Annotated in this window: 5 protein-coding genes; all 5 read left to right on the top strand. The window is 37.8% G+C overall.

All coding sequences use genetic code 11. The features are described 5' to 3' along the window. On the top strand, nt 1–395 hold a 395-nt coding region (locus PLK24_RS07350; protein ID WP_502876045.1), incomplete at its 5' end, for a Glu/Leu/Phe/Val family dehydrogenase. A gap of 211 nt (nt 396–606) precedes the next feature. Then, the gene (locus PLK24_RS07355) at nt 607–2046 is read left to right on the top strand and encodes a trimethylamine methyltransferase family protein (RefSeq protein WP_324477753.1); all 1440 of its coding nucleotides are present in this window, start codon (nt 607–609) and stop codon (nt 2044–2046) included. A gap of 47 nt (nt 2047–2093) precedes the next feature. After that, the gene (locus PLK24_RS07360; protein WP_324477754.1) at nt 2094–3395 is read left to right on the top strand and encodes a hypothetical protein; all 1302 of its coding nucleotides are present in this window, start codon (nt 2094–2096) and stop codon (nt 3393–3395) included. Nucleotides 3396–3473: 78 nt separating this feature from the next. Next, nucleotides 3474–4541 (top strand): ABC transporter substrate-binding protein, encoded by a 1068-nt coding sequence (locus PLK24_RS07365; protein WP_324477755.1) that lies wholly within the window; start codon nt 3474–3476, stop codon nt 4539–4541. A gap of 212 nt (nt 4542–4753) precedes the next feature. Continuing rightward, nucleotides 4754–5890, top strand: coding sequence for an ABC transporter ATP-binding protein (locus PLK24_RS07370; RefSeq protein ID WP_324477756.1), 1137 nt, complete (start codon nt 4754–4756; stop codon nt 5888–5890). Nucleotides 5891–6010 lie beyond the last annotated feature (120 nt).

A 6010-nucleotide genomic window follows, 5' to 3' on the forward strand; every position in this document is an offset into this window, starting at 1 on the left:
AAGTCGATTTTCTCATTCCAGCAGCAAAAGAAAATCAAATCACTTCTGAAAATGCAGGAAAAGTTCAAGCCAAGGTTATCGTTGAAGCTGCGAATGGACCAACCACTTTCAACGCTGATACCATTTTAAAAGAAAGAAATATTATTGTTGTTCCCGATATTTTGGCTAATGCAGGAGGAGTTGTGGTATCCTACTTCGAATGGGTTCAAAATATCCAATCTTTGATGTGGGATGAAAACGAAGTAAATGCTCTTTTATTAAAAATAATGAACAAAGCTTTTGATGAGGTTTGGAATCTTCATTTGAAATATCATAGCTCTTTGCGAATGGCAGCCTACATGCTGGCACTAAATCGAGTAGTAAAAGCTAAAAAACTGAGGGGGATTTTCCCTTGATTATGAATTTATTATTTAGAGCTTCCTCTATACGTTACATAATCCAGTTTTATTACTACAAAAAGAGATCTTATGGGTAACAATTTATAAAAACGGATCTTGTGTAAAAAAGGAGGGGGATCGTAATTTAGTATAATAATTTATTAATAAGGAAAAAACTGAGAATTAGAAGGTCAAATATATTTTTAAAAAGTCATTAAAAGGAGGGTTTATGCAATTAACCGATTTAAAGGTTCTTTCTGAAAATGAAATTTTGACAATTCACGAAAATTCCTTGGTTATACTTGAATCGGTTGGTCTTCGTGTCGAAAGCAAAAAAATTCTTGATTTATTGCAAAAAAAGAGTTGTATAGTAAACTTTGAAAATGAACGAGTAAAATTTCCACCTTCTATTGTCGAGGAATGTTTGTCAACTCTGCCAAGCCAAATCCCTATTTTCAAACGAGATGGCGATCTTGCTTTTATTTTAGGAGATGGAGGACGGTATTGCGTTAGTGGTCATAACGCGGTTTTCGTCCTGGTAAACGAAACCGGAGAACGTCGTAATTCAACTGTTAAAGATGTTGAAAATTTTGCCATCCTTTCTGATAAACTTTCCGAAGTTGATATGGTGGGGGTTCCGGTTATGCCTCAAGATGTAACCCCCCAAACCACCCTCCTTTATGCAATTCAAGCAATTCTTGAAAATTCCAAAAAACCCATCTTTTTCTCCTCTGAAAGTGAAATAATCAATCAAGCAGTTATAGATATGGGTAAGGTCATTACCGGAAAAGAGAAATTGAAGGGTTGTTCTCCAATGATTAGCCAACTCTCAACCACCAGTCCACTCTATTGGGAAAGGGGAGCAGTGGAAGCTCTTTACATCGTTGCTCAGGAAGGGATTCCCCTTGATCTCCTTCCTCAACCAATTGCGGGAGTTACAGCACCGTATACTTTAGCCGGTTTATTGACAGTTCATAATACCGAAGTCCTTTCTGGAATAATAATATCTCAACTGATTCACCCTGGAACTCCAGTTATTTATGGTGCTGCTTGGACAACTTATGAAATGAAACAAGCCAATGTCCTGATTGGACGGCCTGAATCTTCTTTACTTAGAATTGCTGGTGCCCAAATGGCACACTATTATAACATCCCCAGTCATACAACCGCACCAGACAACGATGCCAATTCACATGATGAACAGGCTGCATGGGAAAAAATGCTTTCAACCCTTGCCGGAATCATTGGCGCTAATGACATGATTGTCAATTTAGGAATGTTTGGAACAGGAATGACTATCAGCCTGGAGCAACTGGTTATGGACAATGAAATGTGTCGAATAGCCAAACGATTCCGTCAAGGAATCGAGGTAAATAAAGATACACTAGCTCTTGACTCTATTCTTCAAGTCGGACCACGAGGTGAATATCTCACTTCGGAACACACCCTCCATCATTTGCGTAGTGGTGAGCATGTCCCTCTTGATGTGTCAAATGGAACAAATTTTGAAGTTTGGAAGCAAAAAGGATCAAAAAACACTACGGAAAAATCCTCTGATTTGGTATCATCCATCCTTCTCGGTGGCTGTCAGAATCCAATTTCTCAAGACAAACAAAAACCAATTCAATCTATTATCAACCAATATGAAAAAAAATTAGGCCTACGATAGATAGCATTGTTTAAGTTAACAATAAATTTAAAAAAGGAGAGAAAATTATGACACCCCGGATTGGATTAATTGGAATAGCAGGACCCTTAGAAGTTGGTTTTTCAGAAACTCCGTACATTCTCCAAAGAATGAAAAACCAACTGGAAAATATTGCCCCTGTTATAACCAATTTGGATATTATATATGACCTCCAAACCGTTCAAAAAGCTGTTAATTTTTTCGCCAATCATGATTTCGATCTCCTCTGCGTAGGAGTTGGAACCTGGAGTGAAGATCACCATTTGCTTGATTTTTTAGAATATTATAATCGACCGGTGGTTCTTTGGGCTTTACCAGCTGTCGAAACTGGTTCATTATGTGGTGTTCAGCAAATTTGTTGTGTTTTAAAAGAATTAGAAAGACCCTACTTTTTCGTTTACGGAGAGCCAGAGGATGTCAAAGTTCATCAAAAAATTCGGGAAATTGCAATGGCGGTAACCCTGGGAAATCATCTTCGCCATTCTCGTATTGGTGTCATTGGCGGACGAGTGAAGGGAATGACCGAAATTGCTTACGATGAGTTAGAAATTAAGGCTCGAACTGGAGTTCGTATCGTGAACTTAGACGAAGATGAGCTTATTGAATCAGTTAAAAATACCGATCAACTTGCCGCTTCTAAACTTTGGACTGCAATTGGGGAAAAAGTCGGGAAGATAACAGTTAATAATCAAACTGGCATCGAGGCTCTCAGCTATTATTTCGGCTTAAAAAAACTAATTGAAGAATACGGTTTAGATGGAATATGTATAAAATGTTACCCACGATATATGGGAAAAATTTGCCTGGCCTATTCGCTCCTAGCCGAAGAGGAGATTGTTGGTGGCTGTGAAGGAGATGTCAATAATACTGTAACCATGAAAATCCTTTTTAATTTAACCGGAAAACCGGTTCACAATACTGATTTCCTATATCCAGATCCAATTTCACAAACAGTTTTATTTTCCCATTGCGGTTCAGGAGGTTTTAGTATTGCAAATGATCCTGCTCAAATAGAGCTTTCACCAGTTCGTTTGCTCAATCAGGGAGTGTGTGCTTTATTTCCAGCGCGGATAGGTGTTGTCACTCTGGTTAACTTAGTAGGAAGGAGGGGAACTTTTCGAATGTCAGCACTAACCGGAGAGGCAATAGAGTGTGGGATGGAATTTCCTGGAAATCCTCTAAAAGTGCGCTTCCAACGTTCTTTGGAAGATTTGAATGAAGAAATTGCATCTCAAGGGATTGGACATCATTGGATGGCTGGTTATGGTGATGTTCGTAAGGAGCTTGAATTTTTCTGTTCATTGAATAAGATCCAATATTATTCACTGTAAGGTGAAGGAGTGGGTATTTTTTAAAATTTGTTAGGTGTTAAATATATTTAAATATTTTTTAAACAGGAGGGATAATCAATGTTTAAGCAGAAGTTTTTTTCTCTTTTTTTAGCTATTGTCTTTGTTGCAGTCAGTTTATTATTTAGCTTAGCTTATGCCCAGGAAACTTTGAACATTCTTTGTTTCCAAGGTTACACCGAAGATGTTTGGGTTAAGGAATTTGAAAGACTAACTGGCGTAAAAGTAAATGCTACTTATTCTGGCATGGTTGAAGAAATGTTCACCAAAGCTGCGGCTGGTGGTGGGCAGTATGACTTAGTCACCATTGATTGCGGTTCAGTTCAAAGATATTACGAGAATAATCTTCTCCAGCCAATCGATTTGAGCAAAATTTCTAATTGGGAAAAGGTAAGCCAAAAATTCAAAGATATTGACTTCACAGTATTTGATGGAAAGCCGTATCATGTTTCATTCGTTTGGGGTTCGAATAATGTTGTTTACAATAAAGATGCCGTGGGTGAATTACCCACTACCTGGTCAGTCTTATGGGACCCCAAATACAAAGGTCAAGTTTCAATCACCGATGAAGCGAATAACAATGTTGTTGTTGCAGCTATAGCTCTCGGTTTCCCCGATCCCTACAATCTCACTGAAGATCAATTTAAGCAAGTGAAGGAAAAATTGATAGAAATTAAAAGAAACTTGCGTACTCTGACCGTTGGATTTGATTCAGAGAAAAGTGTTCTTGGTTCTGGTGAAACCAATCTAAGCGTATCTGGTTATGATTCTGGTCTGATCCTCTATCTCCGAGACGAACTGAAAATGAACGTTGGTCGCCTTACTCCAAAAGAAGGCATTTATGTATGGGCTGATGGCTGGGTTATTTTAAAAGATTCAAAAAATCCTGATCTAGCCCATAAGTGGATTGACTTCATGTTATCTGATTTTGCCCAAAAAGAACTGGCTAAGTATATGGGATTTGGAGCAGTTACTTCTGCAGCCAAAGAAGTTATTGACCCTGATATTGTTAAAATGTGCAACTATGACGATATAGATAATGTTCCAGTTCCGGTCTTTTTAATGAAAAGCCCAGAGGATTTTGAAGCTCGGGTGAACCTCTGGAACGAAGTCAAGGCTACTCAGTAAACATTTAAAAGGGTAGGGGGAACAGTGAAAATGAATCAGATAATTTTCACTGTTCCCGTCTTTAGTTTTTTAGCAAATATTTCATTGCTTTTTAAATTGGTCAATTAAAAATTGATCAATTTAATGAATTGAGATCTATTGGAAAATTGTGGGATTGTGTAAAAATAAATTCTTAAATTAATAAACCAAACATTTCCCAATCGAGGTTTAGAATGAACAACCATGAGACAGAAATACAACTCATTCAGATTACTAAGAAATTTGGTAATTTTACTGCGGTTCAAAATGTCAATTTAGAGATCCATCATGGAGAGTTTTTCTCTTTACTTGGACCTTCTGGCTGTGGTAAAACCACCACATTACGAATGATCGCTGGCCTTGAAGAGCCTACTGAAGGACAAATTTGCTTAGCTGGAGAAGATGTTACTTATAAACCTGCGTATTTGCGCAACGTGAACACGGTCTTCCAGGATTATGCTCTTTTTCCTCATATGACCGTTGAAGAAAATATCCATTTCCCATTGAAAATGAAAAAGGTGAAATATTCCAGTGCTCGGACAATGATTGAAGAAGCTCTTTCTTTGGTAAATATGACCGGGTTTGGCAAACGTTATCCTCAACAACTTTCCGGTGGACAACGTCAGCGAATCGCCTTGGCACGGTCGCTGGTCAATCGTCCTCGCGCACTTTTACTCGACGAACCCTTGGGGGCTTTAGATTTTAAACTTCGAATTGCTATGCAAAAAGTTCTAAAAGATATTCAAAAAAATGTGGATATCACCTTTATTTATGTAACTCACGATCAAACTGAAGCAATCACCATGTCGGATCGAATCTGTGTCATGAAAGACGGATTAATCCACCAAATTGGTACTCCTGATGAAATTTACAATTCTCCTGCATCCACTTTTGTTGCCAGTTTTATTGGTGATATGAACTTTCTTGAAGGTCAAGTAGTCCAAAAAGGAGAAAATTCAATCACTATCGATGTAGATGGCAAACCGATTCTCAGCACGCGTTTTAAAGGAAGTTTTTCAAAAGGAGATTCAGTTGTTGCCTGCATTCGGCCGGAAAAAATATGTTTAGATAAAGTGTGCGATAGTGAGTTTCAGAATAAATTTGAAAATCATTTCCAAGCTGCAATCCACAGAATTGTTTTCCGGGGAACTGATTATGAAATCACTCTCAAATTTGGACAATCAGAAATTCGCTTGATAGAAAGCGCTTCGGATTTTAATGATAAAAAAATTGGTGATCAACTTTTTATTGGTTTCCAGAAAGATGATGTGATTACTTATTTAAAGGAATGTAAAAAGGTATGTGATTATGAAACCAACCTTGACAACTAAATTGAATGCCAGACCAAGAGGGCAATCTTCCTTTTTTTCCAAAATTTGGATTGGTGTCCCTATAACCACCTGGCTGTTTTTATTAATCATCATTCCAATCTGCATTATGCTGGTTACCAG

It is taken from the genome of Atribacter sp. (genome assembly GCF_035418125.1).
Lineage (GTDB): Bacteria > Atribacterota > Atribacteria > Atribacterales > Atribacteraceae > Atribacter > Atribacter allofermentans.